The organism is Azorhizobium caulinodans ORS 571 (genome assembly GCF_000010525.1).
In the GTDB taxonomy this organism is placed as follows: Bacteria; Pseudomonadota; Alphaproteobacteria; order Rhizobiales; family Xanthobacteraceae; genus Azorhizobium; species Azorhizobium caulinodans.
The window spans coordinates 957,348-975,954 of the sequence record NC_009937.1 but is presented as its reverse complement, the minus strand read 5'-3'; the positions used below and the strand labels follow the sequence as shown (position 1 = coordinate 975,954).

The window sequence follows — 18,607 nt, the reverse complement described above, 5'->3', positions numbered from 1 at the left end:
CTGCGGGTCGCTTTGTCGCTCGCAAGCGACCTCGACGCGGGAACAGCCTCCACCGCCACAACGTTCACGCTCCGAACCAGGGAGTATGAGCCATGAACACGAACGGAATCACCGGCGCCGTCACCGAGGCCGGCGGGCGCATCAAGGAAGCGGCGGGCGCCGTCGGAAACGACACCGGTCTGCGGGCCGAGGGCCTCTATGATCAGGCCGCCGGTCAGGCGGAAAGGGCGGTGGGCCGCGCCAAGGACACGGTGAGCCACAACCCCATGTCCTCCATCCTGACCGCCGGCCTCGTCGGCCTCGCCGTCGGCTTCATCCTCGGCCGCTCCTGAGCGGCGACGCCTCGCCGGACGGAGGCGTTGCCGCAACCACTCGTAAGATGGGTGGACGGAACAGCGCCCTAGCGCGACCTCACGGCGCCCGGACACCCTCCGGGCGCCGTTTTCGTTGTGAGAGGGTCGGTGGACCGCTGAAACGCATGCGCAAGCGATTTGGGACGCCGAGACATTGCGTTCGCATTCCCTACGTGTTGCCTTCGTGCGGCGGCGCCGATCTACGGCTCGCGGGAAGGATAGGAAGGCGCAACGTGTCGATACAGGAGTTGGCAGAGCATCTCGATGGCGAAAGCGGCCGCCCTGCGGTTCAGCCAGCGATCGCTGCAGCATTCAGCAACCCCGCGGAGCTCTGCGCTTATGCGACCCGTCATGGAATTGCGCTGTCAACGACGGAGGCGGAGGAGATGCTTCGCGTGTTGTCGGCGGTCCGGACACATGGTCCTGTCGCCCTCTCGGACAGCGAACTGGACGGGGTGGATGGGGCCGGCGCCTTTGCAAATTGGCTCCGAGACCGCCTGAAGCCGAACCCCGGTGCTTCGCTTCCCAGCTACTGGATCACTTTCGGCACATATTAGGCCTGTCGCCTCTGGAACGCACGCGCTGCTACTGAGAGAAAACCGTCGAATGATGGCAACCGGGTGAGCAGCGGCTGGCCACACCCGTACAGAACCGGACGGAGAGGCCGCAGCTGGGCCTCGGACCGAAACAATAAGCTACCTTTGAGCAGCACACGCTCGTTCAGGTCGCCAGACATCGGATTCGCGGCGAGGATCTGATCCGCGTCACGCAAGGGGTCTCATCACGAGACTTCGCACCGCACAGCCTGCGGGGCGCGACCGAAGGCCCGGCCTTGACGGAAAGGCGCGCTTGATGGAAGAAGACGCCAAGCCTCGAAATCTGTTGAATCCGAGCTGTAGCCACAATCTGCGGCGGGAGGATCGATGGTGTCACGGGTGCAGCGCGGCTGACATGCCGTCTGGAGTTCAGACGGTTATCCGCATTCTGGGCCGGCTTAGCACAGCGGTAGTGCAGCGGTTTTGTAAACCACCGTCCAGCCAGCGCCAGAACGTCCCACGTCACCGAAAGATGCATCATTTTCAAGTCGTTGCGACCATCGCAGGCGGCGTAAATGACGCTGCCTGCGCCTAGACAATCGGTCTTCCACGGCACGGCACACGGCACAGCAGCTGCCAGCCGCGTTCGCGGGTTGTTCCGGAACTCTGGCGCACCGACATGCTTCCCCTCCTCCGCCGAACCCTACGAGCCCTCGTCGCGCCCTTCGCGGCGGTCGGGACCATGCTCATGCTCCTCTGGGCCAGCCACCGTGCACGCCATGATCACGGCAGTGAGGACGGATCTGAGGACCGATAGTTTAGAAAGGTCCCGTATCATCCCCTGATACACCCCAGATTGACAGCCACCATGTATCACTTCATGATACAAACTCGGATGGAGCCGAGGGAATGATCGTTTCCGTTCGAGGCAAGTTCGCCGAGGCGGTTGTGGCCGGCAAGGCTGCCAAGGGCTTTCCGGCGGAACTGCTCAGAGCCGCCGAAAGGAAACTGCGCATGATCCACGCGGCGACTGCGCTGGAGGATCTTCGGTCTCCGCCCGGAAATCACCTTGAGGCGCTGAAGGCGGATCGCGCGGGACAGCACTCCATCCGCATCAACGACCAGTGGCGCGTGTGCTTCCGTTGGACGGCCGCCGGCGCCGAGGACGTTGAAATCGTCGATTACCACTGAAGGAGGGTAGAGCCATGGCCATCAAGTTCGCTCGCCCTGTCCACCCGGGCGAGATCCTGCGCGAGGAATATTTGGTCCCGCTGCACTTGAGCGCCGGCCAACTCGCCAAGGCCCTGGGCGTGCCGCGCACGCGCATCGAGCGGATCGTGAAGGAGGAGTTCGGCATCTCCGCCGACACCGCGCTCCGGCTTGCCCGATTTTTCAGGACGACGCCCGGGTTCTGGCTGAACCTCCAGCAGGATTACGAGATCGAGACGGAGAGCAGGAAACTGGCGGAAGAGCTGGATCGCATCCAGCCGTTTGAGGAAGCCGCCGCAGCGTGACGCCCGCGAGCAGCGATGAGGCAGCTATGGCAATGATCCGAAAGTCAGCCGCCGAGATGCGAGGCTTCACCCTGTCCGAGGCCCAGCAGGCTCGTCTGAAGGCCATGTCCGAGGAAGACATCCAGCGTCAGGCAGAGAGCGATCCTGATGCCCTCCCCGCCACGGATGAGGAGCTGGAGCGCGCGAGACTGTCACGGAAGCTCCGCCAGCTTCGGCGGTAGACAAGACTGAGCCCACCGTCTGATCGTCAAACGGTGGGCTCAGGAACATGGCGCGCATCACCGGGCGGTGGCGTGTGCCTCATAGAAGGACGCCCGCAGATCCGCGGCCCTCGTGAGGGTGTTGGAAATGGCGAACGACACCTTTTCGAGCGTTCCGCCGTCGATCAGGTAGCAGTCCGCCCGGCCGCCGTTGAGCTCACGGTGGGCAGCGACGTCCTCAAAAAGGGCCTCGAAGAGCGCGCTCGCGATGCCTGCCATGAGACTGAGGTCGCAGATCTGGCTTTCCAGATCCTCGAAGGCCGACAGCCGGGCATCCTCGGCCGGCGGAGCGTTGTGGCCTCGGCCGGGTACAGCCGGCGGGGGCGCCTCGGTCGAGGCCTTGGCGCGACGGAAAACGGTCATTGTCCCCTCCCCTCAGTGCAGCGGCTCTTCGAGAAGCGCGGCGAGCTTCACGAGGCCCTTGGCGGTGACATGGGCACGCGTCGCGATGCGCTCGCGCCCCTGATCGTCGAAGAAGGGATGGTCGATGTGCTCCATGTAGCCGGCCTGGATCTTGTCCTGGTAGGCGAGCCAGCTGGAGTTTCCGACGCGCTTGTAGATCCAGTGCCGGGTCGACAGAAAGGTGATGAGGTCCTTCGGCCGCTTCTTCAGCGTCTTGGCCGCATCGGTCAGGCACATGCTGCCATCGGCGGCGCCGAGGCGGTCGAGCTGCTTCACCTTCTGGCCCTGCGCGGCGATGACGGCATCCTTCTCCGCCACCTGCTTCTGGAGGTGGTCGAAGACGGCCAGCATCACCTTGGGGTCGGAGGGGTCCACGACCATGCGCGGCTGCGCGGTGCCCATCTCCAGCTCCATCCAGCGGTCGATGATGCGGGCGCGCATCTCCACGCTGTAGCCGGAGACAAGGATTAGCGTCTCGCGCTTGGGGAGGCGGAGGATCGGCGATCTGATGGGCGCCCCGCCGCTAGGATTGGGCCGCTCAACCGTCTCCTCAAAACTGAGGAGACCCCCTTCCCCGTGAAGTTCAGCCACCATCTTGCGCGCGTCGCGCAGCACATTGTCGTGGCGCTTTCCAGTAAGCTCCGCGATTTCCATCGTGGACATGGTGAGCGGCGCGCCGTTGCCTTCTGGGGCGGCCGGGACGATATTGAGAAGTGTCATGTCGGAACCTCAATTTCCGAATGATTAGGACGCCACCTTGCCGGGTGGCGGACGAGACCGGCGACGGGGCCTTGGTTTACGAGGCCTTGGGCTCCGTCGCCGCGACCGGAGCAGGAAAGATCCGCTCCAGATGCAAAATGATTTCCGCATTCGTTGAACGCCGGCTGTTTTTGGCGGCGTCCTTGATCCTGTCCCGGAGACCATCGGGCACGCGGATTACAATTTTGTCGGCTCCTCGTTTGGCCAACGCCCCCTCCTACATACTGGCCTTTTGCCAATATCGGCACTGTGCCAGCATTGTGTCAAGCACCATTGTTGGCCTAATGCCAGCATGAGGTGCTAGCATGACCCAAGACACACCCAGCCGGTATATGGACAAGATCGTCATCCGGGTGCCCGATGGCTTGCGGGACCGGATCGCTGTAGCGGCGAAAGCCAATGGGCGTTCGGTAAACTCAGAACTCGTCGCGCTTCTTGAGGAGGCATATCCGGCGGAACCGACCGTTCACGAGGTTATCCACCTTGCTGGCCTCCTAGCGGACGATTTCCTCGATGCTCCCGAGCACCTCGGCCTTCGGCAGCTGCGTGACACTCTGAAAGAGGTGGTGGAGAAACTGAGGGACGCCGCGGCGGAAGGCTACCCCAACCACCCACTGAATGAGTTCCAAGTGTATCGGCGAAAGCACGGCCTCCCTCCCATCGAGATGGACGAACCCAACGAGGAGGGCGAATGAACTCACTCGTGGTGGCTCCCTCCTGCTCACCACGATGCGATCGATTGCGAGGTCAAACTGCCTCAGTCTCTGATGCCTTTCCTATCGCAAGCGTGTGCGACGCATTCCGGCGAACCTCTTGGCTTAGAGCGCGACCCGAACGCAAAAGGCCCCGCCGCCTGGGTGGCAGCAGGGCTTGGTCTTCATAATTTCAGATTATCGATCCGACCAGAGATCTGTAGGCAGCCTGTCCGTTCCGAACAGCAGAAACGGGTTCGTGTATGATACTCGGAATGCCCCCTATCACCGACCGAAAGCATTCGTGGAATGAATTACCAATCAGAAGATATCTCTACTAATATAAAACCTAAATACTACCCCCTATTATGCGGCGCGCGCACAGCCAATAGGCATTCCGCATAGGTATCAAGAAGCCATTTTCGATCAGCAGTAGACTTCCCAGCTACACTGCTGTGCAGCGACTTACCTTCGTTGGACGCGATCGTTTGCAAAAGCTTATACGCGATTTGCTCAGGCGAATTCTCGCCGATATGAACGACAGGTGTGTCAGCCACGGCACTCTCCAAGATTGCGAGATACGGCCACTACACTGCCCGATTCCCCAATGGTTCGGCAGTCCTCACGCTCGATGCGCGACAATATGGCCTCAGGACGGCCAAGACGTGCGAAGCGCGTACGAAATCCGTCCGCACTTAAGCCCAGCAACGCTCCCGGATTTCAGAGGCCGCCCCATGGTCGGAAACGTGGGAAATTCCCACCATTGCTGGCCAGGCGTAAGGCGCTCGCCTCCCTCCAGCCCTGCATCCATCCCGCCTAGATCGGGAGCCACGACTATATCAGCGACCCCACCTTGAGGCGCATCTCGCTGAGAAGAGCGTGGGGCGAGGATCACCGCCACGTGAGCAAAGGCGAGCAGCATCCGCTGCCAGCGGCACCGCGCCGGCAATCCGGTTAGGCCACCTCGGGGAGGGGCCATAGAGAGATGGAATCACAAACAGCTAGGTCAAACGCTTCTTTGCGTAGTTCGCAACAAAGCTTGTAAGACCGCCACCAGTCAAAAAAGATATAATCCTTTCCGACTGACTGCTTGTTAGAATAGCTTTTTCGGGTGGAATTATAAAATTGATAAACCACAATACTGCAAGAACGCTCAAAGATAAAAAGCCAGCCCAGAAAACGATCAGTATAGCGATCGCTACATGATCTCGGAAACGTTCGGTTCTGCTGTGCTCTTTCTTAGCTGCCTCAGCTTCTAGATCACCTGAAGCTAATGCTGACGCCTCCTTCCGGGCAGCATCGTCGCTATCAACACCAGAATAGGCCTGGACACGCGGGACAGGTTTTTCCTCGCGCCTAGCTAAAGCATCGCGAAGTTGCTGAAGTCTTGCTTTGGCCTCGTCTTCGTTCATTAGGCCTCAGCGCCGCTTGCCAAGGTGCGATAGTGATCTTCGATCAAATCATTACTAATTACGATGTTAGACACACCATCCTGATATGTCTGAGCCCACGGCGAGCCAGGCTGATGCGTGAGACGCGAAAGCTCGATCCCCGTCATATTTCCATATATTTCATATACCTGTTGAATTAGCGCATTTTCAACAGAAACAAGTGGATCGGGATCGTGCGCCCGCAAGGGGCCGCGCACAGGATCGCTTCGAAACTGGCTGATGGAATGGTAGAGCTTGGGAATGACGGGTCCATATTTCCAAGCTTGAACTTCATCATTTATGAGAGGCACCCCATAAAGACCAAGCATCCAGCCATGAGCGATATAGACCAGCTTTAAAAGCTGCATTGGGGTTAGTGTATCGCCCTCCTCGTTGGCAAGGTCGAGGAAGCGATTTGCGATGGTCAGGCTACTGTGCATTTTCAGCCCTCCGCCGCTGAACAGGTGCCAATGCCATGTTCCGCATTCGACGATAGGCGTCGCGTGCGAATCACACCACCCCCCGGCAGCGATCGCCACCGAAGGCCCACGCAATATGGTCTGCAGGGTATCAAATGTCCAGATTCGGGCATCCGCCGCACCCAATGCTGGAATTCCCCACATCGCTTCTCAAGCGCCGCCCCCTTCTGAACCCCCACCCGCCACGCTTATGCTGCTCCCCAAGGAGCCCTAGCCATGAGCGTCACCATCTTGCCCGGCCAGCACCTGCTGGGCGTTCCTCTGACCAGGGTCCGGAACATCCTCAAGGCCTGGCGCTATGGGGGAAGCAGTGACGTGGTCTCCATCGCCGAGCGGAATGACGTGGAGCTCGATCCGCTTCTGGTGCTCATCCTCCTCGAGGAACTGCGCGAGCGCGGCCTGATCGGCGAGGAAGCGGATGAAATAGGCGATGTCTTCGACGGGCTCACGCCGACAGGCGAGGCACTGGCCCATGCCACGGCCCGCAAACGCACACCGAAGGCGAAGGCACGGAAGGTGCTCGAGGAGTTCCTGGCAGCCTGCGAACGCATCAACGCCCGCCGGGACCTGCCAGTCGAGATCCTGGAGGTCTGGCTGTTCGGGAGCATGCTGGACCCGAACAAGGCTGACGTCGCCGACATCGATCTCTCTGTCCTGACCGGCACGCCGGCGGACTTCAAAGGCGACATCATCAAGCGCTACGACGAGCTGGCCAAGGCGATGGGGCGAACCTCCATCCCTCAAGGCGTTCAGAAATTGTGGCATGGGCAGCAGTTCGTGATGAACCAGTTGCTCTACGGCGGCCGCCGGCACCCGCTGCTGGCCGTCCACTTCGACGGTCACGCCCTGCTGCGCGACATGGCCTGTCCGTGCCAGCAACTCCTGGCAAAGGACGGCCGCACCAGCGACGCCCCTATCCTGCCGCGGCATCCCTCCTCCACCGGGCGGGCGAAGCGGATCAAGGAACCCGGTGTGATGCCGGACCTGAAACCCTCCGATGCCCCGCTACGCCCGATCTCCTCGGACTGGGCCCTCTCAACGCGCCTATGGTCACGGCACGCCGCCAATCTCGCACCCTGGCCCTCCAGCCATCCCCGCAACTGGATGGCCAGAGAGAGGCTGTCTGCTGGCCATCTGCTGGTCGGAGCGGAAGCCTACAAGCGCCTGAAGCCGAACGTGGTCACTCGTCGGCTGGATCTCGTCAGCGACTGCGACCAACGCGATCGCACCAGTTTCGTCATTGCCGGCTCGACCTTCCCGGATCCGAAGCAGAGGTGGCTTTCCGTCGAGCGCGCTGAGATCGGCGTGGTGTTCGACCGCGAGATAAAAGCGACGCCAAAAGGTATCGTCTACAAGCTGACCATCAACCGCGCCGCTCAACGCGGGAAGGTGCCCGGCTTCGGTGTGCAGTGCGCGGCGCTCTGGTGGATGTGGCTTCTCGCACAAGCTGATCTCAGGAGGATCGCCTTGCGCGATGCCGAGGCGTTCCGCTCGCGCCCCGTCCGGGTGCGCGTGGAGGACGCCACCGACAGCCAGATTGGATTGGCCCTAGCCGAGGATTTGCGCGCCACCGTCAGCGCCGCCACTCATGCTCAACGATAAGCAGTGGGCTCGTCTCCGCGCCCCCCAGCTCCGCGGTGGTGGCACTGTGCCATGTGACGCGCCCCATCGCTTCTCATTGCATGACCGCCGCTAAATAGGCGCTTATATCTTGAGGAAATCTGCCACCGCGAAAACTTCAATCATCACAGATGCATCGAACGACTATTACCGATATCGGATCGACAACACACCTATATCGCGCGCATACAGGAGAAATTACTCACATATATGAATCTATAATAAAATATTATTTTCTCACGGGAGATCACCCCTATGAAACAATCCGCTCTTGGAAGAAGCCTTTGTCGGAAAGCTTACATCGCATTCTGCGCAATTCTACCATGAGAATCTCTCATTGACATCCATCAGGCGATATATACGGTTTGTCTGCTGGATTAACCGCATGTGCTGGGGGGCATATGTCGAGCAACCGACAGCCTATATTTTGGGCCCTAGTCTTTTTTTCCATGTTGTTTCAGGCACTTAGCGTCGAGGCCAAGTGCGTCCCCGTCGGCGATATTAAAGCCGTAACGATCTCCCCGACCGTTCTCTCTTCTCTCTCCAAGCTAAATATGGACAGGGAAGGCATATTTAGAGCGATCCACGCAGTATCTGAGCCGGAGACGAGCGGATGCTGGGCCGGAGCCTCGGGCAATTTCGATGGCCAGATCGTCTCGGTCGGAGTTCTGCAGTGGAACTACGGCCAGAATTCTCTCCAGCCTATGATCCGGCGCTATCGAGAGAAATTCGCTACGGAGGCGGCATTTCGCGTCAATATTGGAAATGTTATGCCAATATTTGGGAAGTTAATATTCAGCGAAGGATGCCGCCGAATTCCAATCACTACGGATTGCCAGACGACGCTCGAAGCTCAAAGTCAAAATGGCCGGCTAAATAGCGTAGTTCGAGAAGAATTTGATAATCTATTCAACAGTGAAACGATGATCCAGATTCAGGTCGATCGCTTCATCGCGTTGGTACAAAGCGTCTCGGACGATCTGAGCCGCATCTTTCCGTCTGAGCACGTCACCAGCCTGAAAGTGAAGTGGGCGATCGACACAAAGACACAGCAGGGCAGCTTTCCCGGCAATGCGGACATAGCGCGCACGCGAAAATCCCTCGCGTCTGCTTCCGCCGAGCGAAAAAGGGTCAGCATCGCCGGAATCGTTCACTGGTATGAGGGGCTATGCAGCACGATCGACCAGGGCGGAATCTGGCGCGACTGCTCGTTCAATATCGCAGAATGGACCAAACTCAATTCTACCGGCGCCGTCTCAGATGAGCAGTGCGAACTTCTACATTTTACTTTCTTGCGCAGCCGCGTCGCCCAAGGAATGTCGGGCTATTGGCAAGCACTCTCTTTTCAGCGCAGGGCACGCATTATCCTAGGTGTTGGCAGCGTCGGCGGTGATATCCAGAAACTTCCTGCAACAACGTCCAGGTTGGCGCCATGATCATGAATATTAAGAAATTCACGTTATTTTTGGTACTTCTGACCCTCTGCGGCTGCAATGCAGACGTCCTGGTCGACACCAATTTTGCAACTACTCCGGCCGGAATGCTAAATTCTGGAATGGGAGAGATCGGGACGCTTTACCTGATTAACGCCAAAAAGATGGAGGCCCGCCGCATCGAGACAATACCTGTGGAAGAAGGTGCGGTCCGGAACTCTGGTAGCGCCTCGTTAGAAATTAGCCAGCTTGAGGGCTTTTCGTTCACGGTTAGCGCTAAAGATGGCAGCCCAACGCAGGATCAGCTCGCCAAGGCTACCGCAGCCTTGTCATCACAGTCCCGCCTAGTCCTCACCGACTACAGCAAATCGGAAATCCGCGCCCCTTGGGAGCCAATAGTTGCCCAGTTGCGCTTGCGGACCCCGACAAGCGAAATCGACCCATGGAGCCTGGACGAAGCCATCCGCTCCAATGATATTTTCTATGTTTTCGTCGCTGGAAGCATTTCGGCCGGATCTGCTCGATTTTACATCGGAGAAAAAGAAGACTCTGATGGAAACGGCATTTCCCTGAACATCGAGAAGAATCTTGATGCAAGCATAAAGTTCACGAACAGAAGCCAGACCGCCTGGCAAGGGCGCGGAGTGCCCGTGATCATTAAGCTTTATACTTTCCGCGTTACCAAGGGCGCAAACGGCTATCGGATATCATCAGCTAGGATCCCGAATTTGTCGGGAATTCTCGCCAAATCTGCAGCTTCGCTGTAAACTTGAATCAACGTAATGGTGCTGTCCGTCTTGCAGCGTTTCACGACGGTAGCGGCGCGGGACAGGATTCCGCCAGCGCCACAGGGAGGGTATGGCGCGCAACCCACTGGAGGCGTTTGCGCGACCTGACGAACCGCTGCCTAGTGCCGTTCACCAGCTTCTCTGAGCGCAACAAGGACCACGGCGGAGATGTGTGGTCGCCTTGGGCGAGGATCGCCCCCTCGCCTTCTTCGCTGGGATCTGGGTGCAGGGCTGGACCAGCGTCCGGAAGATGAAGGAGGGCGAGGTCACGGCGGACCTCTATGGCTTCCTGACCACGGAGCCCAGCGAGCCGGTGGCGAGCGTTCATCCGAAGGCCATGCCGGTGATCCTCACAGAGCCGGCAGAGTGGGAGGCATGGATGGCGGCGCCGTGGGACGATGCAAAGTCGCTTCAGCGGCCATTGGCGGGAGGAAGTCTGGATAAGGTCGCGGCGGGCCCGAAGTCGGATCAGTGAGCCGTCGGCCTCGGCTGACTCATGAATCGCCCGTTCCAGCTTGGCACAAGCTCCGGTGCTGAAATTACGCACCGACGCGTAAAGCCACGCCTTCTTGGCAAGAACTTTCATCTGCCGTAGCTTCTCCCCATTCTACGGAGTGGGGGCTCCTTTGACTGATAATAAGACGGCGACGGCTTCTGCCGGCACATGGGATTGGTCGTTCGCGAAAGATATAGTTGGAACACTCGGACCTCATGGCCCCGACGGCGTCCTTTGCTTTGGACTGACAGTTGCCCTGTTGGCTTTCGCGGCGGTCGGGGTAAGCGTGGACGAGGCCGGCACTTGGATCGCCTTATTCTATCTTATATATGCATTCAGGAAGACCCAGCACGACCGTCACCTGGAACGCTGCCAATTTGGTGACGTTCGTCATAAGGAGATCGATCTTGCTCGGTATAGGATCGAGAAGGAGGCAGAGATCGAGACGGAGAGATTAAGATCGCTCTCCGCATCGGGGAGCGGGCCCCTCGATCAGAGTGAGGTGTCGCGATGAACTGGCTTCAAGAGCATATTTCCGGGTTCATCAACTTTGGCTTCGCTATGGCTGTCATAGCGTACGTGTCTTGCAGCCTTCGCTCTCGCTACCGGAAGCGGCAGCACTTTTGGGGTACGGCGAGCAAGGCACTGGAAGATCATAGCGCGGCTCTACGCGCGTTTGTCGACAGCCCCGATTCTCCCGACAACCTCAAATTTGCGCTGCTCTCCTTCAGCGAGGCTGTCAGCCGTAAGGAGGGATACAGTCTCATCGTCGAAGCGCTAACAACGGCCGCAGAAGACGATCCTGTGGTTGGCGCAAGAGACCTAAAAGCTGATCTCGCGGCCCTTGAGGAATTTCATCCTGAACTTGCGAAGGCGTTCGGCAGGGCAATTGTGACGGGAACGGTCTACTCGATTGCTCGCTGGCAAGATGCTACCGAAGTGGGGATGATCCACGCGGGAGTGGAACTGTCGGACGAGGACCGCAAGATCACCGTGGTCTCAAAGGTGGCAGACGGTCAGGCTTGGCCATTGCATCCGAACGGCGCAACCGCTTGAACCCCACTCACCGCGGCACCGCGATCCGCGCCTTGATGCCCGCCAGATCCTCGCGCACGCCGCCGATCTGGGAGAGCATCTCGGCGTTGACGCGCTGGATGCCACGCACCGCGTCGGCGATGTTCCCGATGCGCTCGTCCTGCACATCGTTGCTCTTGGCGAGCGCGTCCACCTTGGGCGCGTAGGAGGCTTCCCGCGCCTGGAGGGTGGCGATGTCCCGACGCATCTCGGCGTTCGAGGCGGCCATGTACCAGACCAGGGATGCAATCGGGATCACGGTGGCGAGCGTCTGCATCACCTGCCCGAAGTCGAAAGCCCAGATGAACCGCGGCTTGGTCATGCTGTCCTCCGTCGCGCCCTGCTCCACCATGATCCCCTCCACCCACAACGCAGAAACAGACAGCAGGGGTCACAGCCCCTGCGCATAACGCGACCGCACGTCCTCATACCATTCGCGACAAGCCGCGATGTGCCCGTTGGCGATGAGGAAGGCATCCCTCATCCGACGCAGCATCACTCGGGCATCGGGATGATACGGAGGGTCATCAACGGGCCGGCACACCTCCGGCGGCGCCGGCAGATCCCGCGCGAGGCCCGGAGTTCCAGCCTGCTGGCAGGCCATCAGGGAAAGCGTCATCAGTGCTGCACCCGTCGCGGGCAGCCAGCTGCGCCTCGAGCGCATCGGTCTTCTCCTTCATGGTCTGAGCTTCGGCGGTGAGGCGGGAGATCAGGCCTCGGTCCTTTGCGCCGGCCGCGTCCGCCTGCGCCTGGTCGCTGCGGCGGATCTCCTCGGCCGCGTGCAGGTTGGCCGCTTCCCACTCGGCCCGCACCTCGGCCCGGCCGGCGGCACGCCCATAGGCGTTCGCGCCCCAGACGAGGCCCACCAGCAGGATGAGCCCGATCACGACACGGCCTGCGCCGGTGGAGGCGAAGCGCGCCAGAGCGGCGAGAATGGTGAGGACGATGGTCACGGCTGGCCTCTCGTCTGGCTGTCCGCCGGCGGCGGAGGCGGCGGCGCATAGGGCAGCGCGCTGCCGGTGCGCCACATGGCGAGTAGGTCCTGCACGGTGGCGAGGCCCGTGTAGCCGAGCACGAGCAGCCCCACGAGGATGAGCCACCCGCGCACCAGCTCGAGGTTGATGGTGGTGTCGGGATTGTCCTCGAGGACGATGAGCCGCCAGATGGCGACGCCCACCACCGAGAAGATGACAAGGCGGCGCCAGCGCCAGGAGGGTTCGCCGGAAGGGTGCGCCGCCATGTCAGGCTGCCTTCGGCGACTTGGCCGGCGCCAGCCGGGCGGCGAGCGCCGCGAGCGTCACCGGGCCGGCGATGCCGTCCGCCTTCAGCCCGTTGCGGGACTGGAAGTCGCGGATCGCCGCCGTGGTGGCCGGCCCCTGCCGCCCGTCCACCGTGAGGCTATAACCGAGGGCGTTGAGGCTCTCTTGCAGATCCGCCGTCGCATCGTCCGCGCCGGCAGCGCGCCAGAGGGCGCCGGTGCCGATCTGGCTCCAGATGCGATCCAGCCACTCCTGACGATCCGGCAGGCCGTTATAGCCGCCGTTGATGATGCGGGTGATCTGGCGGATGTCGCCCTTGTCGGCGAGCGTGTTGCAGCCGCCGCGCGTCCACTCGGCGAGCGCCGGCTTGAGGGCAAGCTCGGCCGCCGTCACCAGCTCCGGGGTGCGCTCGAACAGATCCCCGACGCCTGCCCGCTGCCCCATCTCGCGATGCTGGCCGCGCCCGGTGGTCTGGAGCAGGCCGTTCCCCCGGTACTTCCAGCCGTCGCCCGGCTGGGTGTTGCCGAGCTGTGCCGCCATGCGCGGGTTGCCGAGGCCATAGACGCGCTCGAACAGCGCCGGCCCGTCGCCCGCCAGGCGCTCGGCCTCGGCCGGTGTGACGGCAGCCGAGTGCACGCCGCGCCCGAAAATGGCGAGGATGCGCGGCGCGCTGTAGGCGCCGCTCTCCCGAACGATGGTGAGCCCGCCGGTCTCATGCAGCACCTGCGCCAGCAGATTGGCGAGGCGCAGCGGCGTGGTGACACTCGCCGCCTCAAGCTGCGCCTCCCCAGCCTCGAACGCGGCGAGATATTCGGGCCGCGCCTTGGGCGCGACCCGTCGCACAATGTCGATTGCTCGCATCGGATGGTCTCCGGATTGTGGGCACAAAAAAACCGCCCTGAGGCGGCCGCGGCGTTCGGTGTTCTGGAAGATCAGACTGGGCCGACGAACTTTCCGATGATGTGCCGTCCGTCGCCGGCGCCACCAGAATTGAAGATCGAGCCGTTGTCGGCGGCGAAGGAGATCGTGAACGTGGAGGCTGCCGCGCCCTGGCGCATATTCACGCCTTTGCCGGTCAGCGTCGTTTCGGAGCCGAAGCCGGCGCCGGGGGCCGTGGTGCTCACCGGCAGCGTCACCACCATGTCGCCCGTCGCCGAGCCGGCCGTGGTCAGCAGGATGTCGTAATAGATCTCGATCTGACGGTTGACGATCTTGTATTTGGCCGAGGCCGTATAGGCCGTGATCGTGCCGCTGCTGGCTGTGACGGTCGGCGTGTAGGGCTTGAAGGGACCATCGGGCCAATAGATGTTGGCGCCGATGGCCATTTCCACCTGCTGCTGGATCTTGCCATCCACATAGATGGCATTGCCGGACGAGGCCACCAGCGCATCGCCGCTCGCGCCGGCTGCGATGTTCCAGCGACCGGTTTCCACCTCAAGCATGCGGACGGTGTTCCCCGTGCCGCCGTCCGCCACGCGGACCAGCGCCACGCCGGCTTCCTTCAGGTTGCCGCCGATGATGGTCAGCTTGGTGTTGGAGCCGCGCACGTGCACCAGCGGCTCGCCGGTGAAGTTGGCGTCGCGGCCCTGGAGGCTGCACTCCGTGAAGGTGGCGGTGGTGCCGTCCGTGCCCGGATCCACATAGATGGGCGTGGTGCCATTGTCGAAGTCGCAGGCGACGAACTTCGCCTTGCTGGTCGGGCCTGCCACCATGCCGGGCACATCGTTGCCGGCGAAGGCGCCGAAGCGGGCACCGTATTTGTGCCAGATGCTGAAGCACCGGGTGAAGTTCGGGTTGTCGTTCCGCTTGGAATAGATGGCCGTGAAGTGATCGACCATGTACGCCTTCACATAGTCGCTGACGCTCCAGTAGGGCCACCAGCGCACGAGATCGACATTGCAGGTGTCATAGGCCGCCTCGACCTCAAGGCCGATATCGAAGGGCTGCCCCTACACGTTTTTGGCGATGAGCCGCGCCCAGCCTGACATGCGAATGCCCTTGGTGGCATTCAAAATGAGCACGTCCTCAAGCGTCAGGTCATCCACCCGGAAATCGAAATCGAAGTCGTGCGGCTGCGGCGCCCAGCCGGGCCCGGGCACGAGCTGATAGCGGGTGGTGCCGATGCCGCGGATGGTGACCGAGCGCACCTTGTTGCTGCCGCCATATCCGCCGGTGAACCCCTTGCCGCTGTGCGCGAAATAGAACCACGAGCCGTTGTCGGCGCCGGTGCGCACGCCGGGGCGCACGAGGCCGGACAGGGTGGTACCGTCCTTCAGGGTGATGGGCGACACCAGGGTGATGGTGCCGGGCACCTCATAGCGGATCGGGTTGCTGTCTTCCGCCTCATTCGCAGCCGTCTGGAGGATGGAGGCGCAGTCGTTCGAGCCGGTGAAGTCGATGCCGTTATAGTCCCGCAGGTCCTGCTTGTTCCGATCCTGGATATAGTTCCGGATGGGCAGCGGGCTCGCGAGATCGCTCAGCACCCAATAGCCGCCGTTCGTGCTGCTGGTTGACCCGGAAAGCGTGAAGCGGTCCGCAGTCCGGAAATAGGTGCCGCTCGTGGGTGCCGTGTCCACGCGCCGATAGATGGCGCCGTTACCGCCGTCCACGTCGGCCGCCGTATCGAGCACCACCGTCTTGATGGCGGCCGGGACGCCGCTTACCAGCGCTGTCGCGGCGCTCTTGCTCGCCACGTGCAGGCGGGCCAGCGGCTGCTGGATATAAAGCAGATCGCCGCGGGCGTTACTGCCGTCCGGCGACACCGGGACCAGCGTGCTGAAGCTGGGCGTACCGCTTGCCGGCGTCAGGCCCGCGATCTGCATTTCCGGTCCTTCCGGACCCTGAATGCCCTGAATGCCCTGAGGCCCCGCTTCAGAGACACGGATGGCGAGATATTCAGTCATCGTTCAGGCCTCCGCGCCCCGTGATGTAGCCGTAGAGGTAGGTGCGCTGCTCTCCGCCGGAGACGCGGCGTTCCAGCTCATATTGGGTGTTCTTGCCCAGCGGGATTTCGCGCGAGATTGCGATCGTGTAGGGCCACACGACAGAGTTATCCGTCTCTTCGATCAAAAGCTCGCCATCGTCAGACGAATAGGAATATGTCGTTTCGTCGATTGTCAGGCGAAGAATGAAAGAACTGGATGCGATATCGAATGGGAAGATAAACTTCACCGCAGGCTGGTTATTACCGCGCCAGATATCGAAATCATGCCGAGCGGCCATGACACAACCTCACAGCTTGATGCAGAACGTGCGGATGCTCGAATACTGGATATTGTCGTGGGCGCCGCCGCCGCCGACCGTATCCTCAGTCACGGGGTGGGTATGGCCGCCCGCCGGGCCCGTCACATCGGCGGTGCCGCCAGCGTTCGTTCCGGTCGCGAGAACGGTGCCAGCACCGGCCTGCGGGCGCGTGTAGGAGTGCGTATGGTCGGGGGCGGCGGAGAGCGACACGTTGTGCTTGTGCGCGGGGATTTGCCCGATCCCGAGTGTGATCTGCGCCGCGCCTCCGCTGGTGCCCACGGTGTCGCGGCCGGAGGGGAATGCCCCCGAGATGAGGCGCCCGGTGTCGAACGAGCCCATGCTGTCGCGGCCAACCCAGACCGCGCCGCGCATGTCGGGGAGCGCCAGCGCCTTGTTCGCGGTCCAGTCCGCGAGCGCGCTTGCCCCACGCCCGCCAGTCACCGTCAGAACGGTGCGGGGCCAGAGATAGACGAACAGGTCGAATGCCTCGGGCCCGGCGAACCCATCCGCCACGGAGCCGGTGGGGCCGATATAGAGCCCGTTGGCAGCAAGCCAGCCGGACGGCGCCGAGGGCGAAAAGACGACTTTCTCGTCGCCCACGACGGCCCCCAGAGGATGGACGAGCCGCCACCAGGGATCATCCCACGACACCGAGAAGCGGGAGCCCTTGCGCAGCGCGCCGAAGGGCACCGAAAACCCATCCGCCATGATCGGTCCGGCCTGACCATCGACCGTGAGCGTTGCGGCGGCGGCGTTCGTCGCTGCCGCGGAGACCGTCAGGGTGAAGCCGTTCGGGACGCTGCCAGATGTCAGTCCTTGGTTGGTGGTGACCGCATAGGCCGTCGCATGTCCGTTGCCGTCGGCGGTTGCCACCGTGGCGGCCAGCGCCCCGCCGTTGTCGTCGCGATAGGCCGCCAGCGCGGCCATCATCGCCCGCGCGCTGTCGTTTACCGTGCTGGCGAGCTGCCCCTCCGCCCAGTTGATGGGCGGATCAATGGCAGCGTTAGCGGCGGGGGTCTTGGACCATTTCCAGAAGCCCATGGCGTCCTCAGAGGTTGGAAAGCGGCTGCTGGGCCGCCTGGATCGCGGCGGCGACGCGCTGGAGGTCGATCTGCGGGCGCTGGGCCTGCATCGGCGCGGGCGCGGGCTGCTGCTGGGGCGCGAGCGAGCCGAACACGCGCTGAAGGCTTGCAAGCGAGCTGAGGGCCGTGGCGGCGGGGTCTGCGGCCGGCGCGCTGCCGGGAGCGGCCAAGGCCGCCTGAGATGGGGCCTGCGGCGGCACGGCGGCGGTCTGGGCTGCTGGCGGGCCGCCCGGCGCCGGCCCGCCATACTGCGCGACCTTCGGATTGATCTTGCCGGCCGACCAATTCAGAAAATCGCCCACCGTGTTGATCTGGCCCAGCCACGGATTGGCGCTAACCACCTTGTCGCCCCAGCCCGCCCGATAGGCGTTCAGCGTGTCGCGGAACCCAGCGTTCGGGTCGGCGCGCAGCAGCGCAGGCCCGGCGCCGACGCCCTGGTAATGGACCGCATAGAGCTCGGCCGGCGTGGGGTCGCGCCCCAGCGCGCCGCGTGCGACGTTCCAGTTGTCCTGCGTCTTCCGAATGCCGGCGTCGATCTGCTGGGAGATGGGTGCGTTGGCAGGCAGGCCGTACTGCTTCCGGTCGCTGTCCAGCATCTGGAACAGGCCCGTGGCCGAAGACAGCGGGCGCCCGTCCTTGCCGATCGGCCGGGTTGTGGGGTTGAAGCCGCTCTCCTGCGCGACGATCGCCTCGACGACGCCCGGCGGCAGGCCAGCCGCCTGCGCACGGCGGCGCACCTCGTCGATGATGGACGGGTCGGCCATGGCATGTTCCTGCGATGTTGGGCGGTCGAGAAATTCGCGGACGTCCTAGACTCTTCTACGGAGTCGAATAACGTCATCATGTTGATTACGGGCGAGACGACGATGGCTCATTTTATAGTAAGCTATGATCTGCGGCGTCAGCGCGATTACACGAGTCTCCTGAAGCAGTTACGAGATTGGGGCTGCGTCCGTGCGCTCGAGTCTGTCTGGCTTGCCGAGCTACGCGGTCCTGCATCAGCAGTACGGGATATCCTGCGAGCCCACATGGATGGCGACGACGGCCTTCTCGTTATCGAATTAAAACAGGGGGCGTATTGGGCGACTGCTCTGACGCAGCCCGGGTCGCCAGAGTGGCTTCGGCGGAATATCCACTCGTGAGACCCGAGCTTGACCTCTGTTCAAACGATGGTCGGCCGTAGGGAA

The 18,607-nt window shown here is 62.1% G+C and carries 22 protein-coding genes and 1 pseudogene; 9 read left to right on the top strand and 14 right to left on the bottom strand.

Annotated features, from left to right (window positions below):
* Positions 1-92: 92 nt before the first annotated feature.
* The 3 genes from AZC_RS04470 to AZC_RS04460 all read left to right on the top strand — a co-directional run bounded on the left by AZC_RS04470 (position 93) and on the right by AZC_RS04460 (position 2,403).
* Positions 93-332 (top strand): CsbD family protein, encoded by a 240-nt coding sequence (locus tag AZC_RS04470; protein WP_012169404.1) that lies wholly within the window; start codon positions 93-95, stop codon positions 330-332.
* Between the two features lie 1,466 nt (positions 333-1,798).
* The gene (locus tag AZC_RS04465) at positions 1,799-2,080 is read left to right on the top strand and encodes a type II toxin-antitoxin system RelE/ParE family toxin (RefSeq protein ID WP_012169403.1); all 282 of its coding nucleotides are present in this window, start codon (positions 1,799-1,801) and stop codon (positions 2,078-2,080) included.
* 14 nt (positions 2,081-2,094) lie between these two features.
* Entirely contained in the window at positions 2,095-2,403 is a 309-nt protein-coding gene (locus tag AZC_RS04460) for a HigA family addiction module antitoxin (protein WP_012169402.1), read from the top strand.
* A 278-nt stretch (positions 2,404-2,681) separates the two neighbouring features.
* Here AZC_RS04460 and AZC_RS04450 read toward each other — a convergent pair whose 3' ends face one another.
* The 3 genes from AZC_RS04450 to AZC_RS26395 form a co-directional block, all read right to left on the bottom strand.
* On the bottom strand, positions 2,682-3,026 hold the full coding sequence (locus tag AZC_RS04450; RefSeq protein ID WP_012169400.1) for a hypothetical protein: 345 nt from the start codon (positions 3,024-3,026) through the stop codon (positions 2,682-2,684).
* Positions 3,027-3,038: 12 nt separating this feature from the next.
* A complete protein-coding gene (locus tag AZC_RS04445; protein ID WP_012169399.1) occupies positions 3,039-3,785 on the bottom strand; it encodes a phage antirepressor KilAC domain-containing protein in 747 nt (248 codons plus the stop codon).
* A 76-nt stretch (positions 3,786-3,861) separates the two neighbouring features.
* The gene (locus AZC_RS26395) at positions 3,862-3,996 is read right to left on the bottom strand and encodes an Arc family DNA-binding protein (protein ID WP_420794830.1); all 135 of its coding nucleotides are present in this window, start codon (positions 3,994-3,996) and stop codon (positions 3,862-3,864) included.
* 133 nt (positions 3,997-4,129) lie between these two features.
* On the opposite strand from AZC_RS26395, the gene AZC_RS04440 reads away from it, so the two are divergent.
* On the top strand, positions 4,130-4,519 hold the full coding sequence (locus AZC_RS04440; RefSeq protein ID WP_012169398.1) for an Arc family DNA-binding protein: 390 nt from the start codon (positions 4,130-4,132) through the stop codon (positions 4,517-4,519).
* Between the two features lie 998 nt (positions 4,520-5,517).
* Here the strand turns inward: AZC_RS04440 and AZC_RS25400 are convergent.
* Together AZC_RS25400 and AZC_RS24775 are read right to left on the bottom strand one after the other, a co-directional pair.
* Positions 5,518-5,928, bottom strand: a complete 411-nt coding sequence (locus tag AZC_RS25400) for a hypothetical protein (protein WP_148209801.1) — start codon at positions 5,926-5,928, stop codon at positions 5,518-5,520.
* Positions 5,928-6,569: a Panacea domain-containing protein gene (locus tag AZC_RS24775; RefSeq protein ID WP_012169397.1), complete on the bottom strand. Its 642-nt coding sequence runs from the start codon at positions 6,567-6,569 to the stop codon at positions 5,928-5,930. The genes AZC_RS25400 and AZC_RS24775 overlap by 1 nt, the downstream gene beginning before the upstream one ends.
* 72 nt (positions 6,570-6,641) lie before the next feature.
* Between AZC_RS24775 and AZC_RS04435 the strand changes: the two genes are divergently transcribed.
* The 5 genes and pseudogenes from AZC_RS04435 (at position 6,642) to AZC_RS04410 (ending at position 11,818) form a co-directional block, all read left to right on the top strand.
* Positions 6,642-8,027: a hypothetical protein gene (locus AZC_RS04435; protein ID WP_012169396.1), complete on the top strand. Its 1,386-nt coding sequence runs from the start codon at positions 6,642-6,644 to the stop codon at positions 8,025-8,027.
* A 467-nt stretch (positions 8,028-8,494) separates the two neighbouring features.
* A complete protein-coding gene (locus AZC_RS25395) occupies positions 8,495-9,481 on the top strand; it encodes a hypothetical protein (protein WP_210160527.1) in 987 nt (328 codons plus the stop codon).
* On the top strand, positions 9,478-10,245 hold the full coding sequence (locus tag AZC_RS04425; protein ID WP_012169394.1) for a hypothetical protein: 768 nt from the start codon (positions 9,478-9,480) through the stop codon (positions 10,243-10,245). Before AZC_RS25395 ends, AZC_RS04425 begins: the two co-directional genes overlap by 4 nt.
* A 128-nt stretch (positions 10,246-10,373) precedes the next feature.
* A pseudogene (locus tag AZC_RS04420) lies at positions 10,374-10,741 on the top strand (SOS response-associated peptidase family protein); the annotation flags it as partial.
* A 531-nt stretch (positions 10,742-11,272) separates the two neighbouring features.
* Positions 11,273-11,818 carry a hypothetical protein gene (locus tag AZC_RS04410; RefSeq protein WP_012169392.1) on the top strand — a complete coding sequence of 182 codons (546 nt, stop codon included), beginning with the start codon at positions 11,273-11,275 and terminating at the stop codon, positions 11,816-11,818.
* A gap of 7 nt (positions 11,819-11,825) precedes the next feature.
* Here the strand turns inward: AZC_RS04410 and AZC_RS04405 are convergent, their stop codons facing one another.
* From AZC_RS04405 to AZC_RS24255, 9 genes are all read right to left on the bottom strand, one after another.
* Positions 11,826-12,158: a hypothetical protein gene (locus tag AZC_RS04405; protein ID WP_148209799.1), complete on the bottom strand. Its 333-nt coding sequence runs from the start codon at positions 12,156-12,158 to the stop codon at positions 11,826-11,828.
* Positions 12,159-12,363: 205 nt separating this feature from the next.
* Positions 12,364-12,789: a hypothetical protein gene (locus AZC_RS04400; protein WP_012169390.1), complete on the bottom strand. Its 426-nt coding sequence runs from the start codon at positions 12,787-12,789 to the stop codon at positions 12,364-12,366.
* The gene (locus AZC_RS04395; protein WP_043878883.1) at positions 12,786-13,076 is read right to left on the bottom strand and encodes a hypothetical protein; all 291 of its coding nucleotides are present in this window, start codon (positions 13,074-13,076) and stop codon (positions 12,786-12,788) included. The genes AZC_RS04400 and AZC_RS04395 overlap by 4 nt, the downstream gene beginning before the upstream one ends.
* 1 nt (position 13,077) lies before the next feature.
* On the bottom strand, positions 13,078-13,956 hold the full coding sequence (locus AZC_RS04390; protein ID WP_043878882.1) for a peptidoglycan-binding protein: 879 nt from the start codon (positions 13,954-13,956) through the stop codon (positions 13,078-13,080).
* 71 nt (positions 13,957-14,027) lie between these two features.
* The gene (locus AZC_RS04385; RefSeq protein WP_012169387.1) at positions 14,028-14,981 is read right to left on the bottom strand and encodes a hypothetical protein; all 954 of its coding nucleotides are present in this window, start codon (positions 14,979-14,981) and stop codon (positions 14,028-14,030) included.
* Between the two features lie 63 nt (positions 14,982-15,044).
* Entirely contained in the window at positions 15,045-15,998 is a 954-nt protein-coding gene (locus AZC_RS04380; RefSeq protein ID WP_148209798.1) for a hypothetical protein, read from the bottom strand.
* The gene (locus AZC_RS04375; RefSeq protein WP_012169385.1) at positions 15,991-16,317 is read right to left on the bottom strand and encodes a hypothetical protein; all 327 of its coding nucleotides are present in this window, start codon (positions 16,315-16,317) and stop codon (positions 15,991-15,993) included. Before AZC_RS04375 ends, AZC_RS04380 begins: the two co-directional genes overlap by 8 nt.
* A 9-nt stretch (positions 16,318-16,326) precedes the next feature.
* Entirely contained in the window at positions 16,327-17,379 is a 1,053-nt protein-coding gene (locus AZC_RS04370; RefSeq protein WP_012169384.1) for a hypothetical protein, read from the bottom strand.
* A gap of 7 nt (positions 17,380-17,386) precedes the next feature.
* On the bottom strand, positions 17,387-18,184 hold the full coding sequence (locus AZC_RS24255) for a transglycosylase SLT domain-containing protein (protein WP_012169383.1): 798 nt from the start codon (positions 18,182-18,184) through the stop codon (positions 17,387-17,389).
* Between the last annotated feature and the right edge of the window lie 423 nt (positions 18,185-18,607).

Excerpts from the sequence above, each read along its gene's own strand:
- AZC_RS04470 (WP_012169404.1), top strand. The coding sequence starts at position 93 with ATGAACACGAACGGAATCACCGGCGCCGTCACCGAGGCCGGCGGGCGC.
- AZC_RS04465 (WP_012169403.1), top strand. The coding sequence starts at position 1,799 with ATGATCGTTTCCGTTCGAGGCAAGTTCGCCGAGGCGGTTGTGGCCGGC.
- AZC_RS04460 (WP_012169402.1), top strand. The coding sequence starts at position 2,095 with ATGGCCATCAAGTTCGCTCGCCCTGTCCACCCGGGCGAGATCCTGCGC.
- AZC_RS04450 (WP_012169400.1), bottom strand. The coding sequence starts at position 3,026 with ATGACCGTTTTCCGTCGCGCCAAGGCCTCGACCGAGGCGCCCCCGCCG.
- AZC_RS04445 (WP_012169399.1), bottom strand. The coding sequence starts at position 3,785 with ATGACACTTCTCAATATCGTCCCGGCCGCCCCAGAAGGCAACGGCGCG.
- AZC_RS04440 (WP_012169398.1), top strand. The coding sequence starts at position 4,130 with ATGACCCAAGACACACCCAGCCGGTATATGGACAAGATCGTCATCCGG.
- AZC_RS25400 (WP_148209801.1), bottom strand. The coding sequence starts at position 5,928 with ATGAACGAAGACGAGGCCAAAGCAAGACTTCAGCAACTTCGCGATGCT.
- AZC_RS24775 (WP_012169397.1), bottom strand. The coding sequence starts at position 6,569 with ATGTGGGGAATTCCAGCATTGGGTGCGGCGGATGCCCGAATCTGGACA.
- AZC_RS04435 (WP_012169396.1), top strand. The coding sequence starts at position 6,642 with ATGAGCGTCACCATCTTGCCCGGCCAGCACCTGCTGGGCGTTCCTCTG.
- AZC_RS25395 (WP_210160527.1), top strand. The coding sequence starts at position 8,495 with ATGTTGTTTCAGGCACTTAGCGTCGAGGCCAAGTGCGTCCCCGTCGGC.
- AZC_RS04425 (WP_012169394.1), top strand. The coding sequence starts at position 9,478 with ATGATCATGAATATTAAGAAATTCACGTTATTTTTGGTACTTCTGACC.
- AZC_RS04410 (WP_012169392.1), top strand. The coding sequence starts at position 11,273 with ATGAACTGGCTTCAAGAGCATATTTCCGGGTTCATCAACTTTGGCTTC.
- AZC_RS04405 (WP_148209799.1), bottom strand. The coding sequence starts at position 12,158 with ATGACCAAGCCGCGGTTCATCTGGGCTTTCGACTTCGGGCAGGTGATG.
- AZC_RS04395 (WP_043878883.1), bottom strand. The coding sequence starts at position 13,076 with ATGGCGGCGCACCCTTCCGGCGAACCCTCCTGGCGCTGGCGCCGCCTT.
- AZC_RS04390 (WP_043878882.1), bottom strand. The coding sequence starts at position 13,956 with ATGCGAGCAATCGACATTGTGCGACGGGTCGCGCCCAAGGCGCGGCCC.
- AZC_RS04380 (WP_148209798.1), bottom strand. The coding sequence starts at position 15,998 with ATGACTGAATATCTCGCCATCCGTGTCTCTGAAGCGGGGCCTCAGGGC.
- AZC_RS04375 (WP_012169385.1), bottom strand. The coding sequence starts at position 16,317 with ATGGCCGCTCGGCATGATTTCGATATCTGGCGCGGTAATAACCAGCCT.
- AZC_RS04370 (WP_012169384.1), bottom strand. The coding sequence starts at position 17,379 with ATGGGCTTCTGGAAATGGTCCAAGACCCCCGCCGCTAACGCTGCCATT.
- AZC_RS24255 (WP_012169383.1), bottom strand. The coding sequence starts at position 18,184 with ATGGCCGACCCGTCCATCATCGACGAGGTGCGCCGCCGTGCGCAGGCG.